The organism is Salipiger sp., assembly GCF_059781815.1.
Window position 1 is genome coordinate 1 of the sequence record NZ_JBYNAH010000012.1, and the last position, 1,462, is coordinate 1,462.

The following is a 1,462-nucleotide window of genomic DNA, read 5'->3' on the forward strand; positions in this document are numbered from 1 at the left end:
GGGTGATGCCGGGCTTCACCCACCTGCAGACCGCGCAGCCGGTGACCTGGGGCCATCACATGATGGCCTATGTCGAGATGTTCGCCCGCGATCTGAGCCGCGTGCGCGACGCCCGCAAGCGGATGAACGAATGCCCGCTGGGCTCGGCGGCGCTGGCCGGCACCGGCTTTGCCATCGATCGCCACATGACGGCGGAGGCGCTGGGCTTCGACCGCCCGACGGAAAACTCGCTCGACGCGGTCTCGGACCGCGATTTCGCGCTCGAGTTCCTCAGCACTGCCAGCATCGCGGCCATGCACCTGTCGCGCTTCGCCGAGGAGCTGGTGATCTGGTCCTCGGCCCAGTTCCGCTTCGTGGCGCTGTCGGACCGGTTCTCCACTGGCTCCTCGATCATGCCGCAGAAGAAGAACCCCGACGCCGCCGAGCTGATCCGCGCCAAGATCGGTCGGATCTTCGGCGCCAACGTGGCGCTGATGACGGTGATGAAGGGGCTGCCGCTGGCCTATTCCAAGGACATGCAGGAAGACAAGGAACAGGTCTTCGACGCCGCCGACAACCTGATGCTGGCGCTCGCCGCGATGGAAGGCATGGTCAAGGACATGTCGGCCAACGTGGCCAATCTCGAGGCCGCGGCCTCCGCCGGCTTCTCCACCGCGACCGATCTCGCCGACTGGCTGGTGCGCGAGACCGGCCTGCCGTTCCGCGAGGCCCATCACGTCACCGGATCGCTGGTGGCGATGGCCGAGGGCAAGGGCTGCGACCTGCCCGACCTGTCGCTTGCGGAGATGCAGTCGGTGAGCTCCGCGATCACCGAGGGTATCTATGACGTGCTGGGTGTGCATAACTCGGTGGCGAGCCGCCTGAGCCATGGCGGCACCGCCCCTGCCCGCGTGCGCGAGCAGGTCGCCCGCTGGAAGGAGATCCTCGCGTGACACGCCTTGTCCTGAGCCTCGGGCTTGTCGCCCTGCTCGCCGCCTGCGGCGCCGATGGCGCGCCGGTCGCGCCCGAGCCCAAAGACGAGACCCCGCCGCCGGGCATCTCGATCTCGGGCTCGGCCTCGGTGGGGATCGCCAAGCGGTGAGCCTGCGGCTGCGCCATCTCTGGCTGGTGCTGGCGCTCTGGGGCGCGGTGCACCCGATGGTGTATTTCGTTGGCTGGCTGGCGCGGAACGGCTGGTCGCTTTCGGGGCTCGTCGAAGCGTGGCTTGCCAATGCCGCCGTGACCGGGCTGGCCTGGGACCTGGTGATCAGCGCCGTGGTGCTGACGCTCTGGGTGCTGGCCGAGGTCGCGGTACGGCGCAACTGGGAGGCGCTCTGGGCGATTCCCGCCACCTTCCTCATCGGCGTGAGCTGCGGTCTGCCGCTCTATCTCTGGCTCCGCTCCCGGCCCGTCTGAACAGGCGGTGGGCGCCCCGGGGGGGGGCGCTGGCAATGACCACGGCTCGCTGGCGCGACGGTGCAAC

The 1,462-nt window shown here is 69.2% G+C and carries 3 protein-coding genes; all 3 read left to right on the plus strand.

What is annotated here, in order from left to right; genetic code table 11:
- Positions 1–932 (plus strand): argininosuccinate lyase (gene argH, locus AC6RA4_RS02545; RefSeq protein ID WP_500157095.1); only part of this gene is annotated, 932 nt, incomplete at its 5' end.
- Positions 929–1,081 carry an argininosuccinate lyase gene (locus AC6RA4_RS02550; protein WP_500157097.1) on the plus strand — a complete coding sequence of 51 codons (153 nt, stop codon included), beginning with the start codon at positions 929–931 and terminating at the stop codon, positions 1,079–1,081. The genes argH and AC6RA4_RS02550, both read left to right, overlap by 4 nt.
- Complete coding sequence (locus AC6RA4_RS02555; RefSeq protein ID WP_500157099.1) at positions 1,078–1,395, plus strand: DUF2834 domain-containing protein; 318 nt, start codon at positions 1,078–1,080, stop codon at positions 1,393–1,395. The genes AC6RA4_RS02550 and AC6RA4_RS02555 overlap by 4 nt, the downstream gene beginning before the upstream one ends.
- The last annotated feature ends 67 nt before the right edge of the window (positions 1,396–1,462 follow it).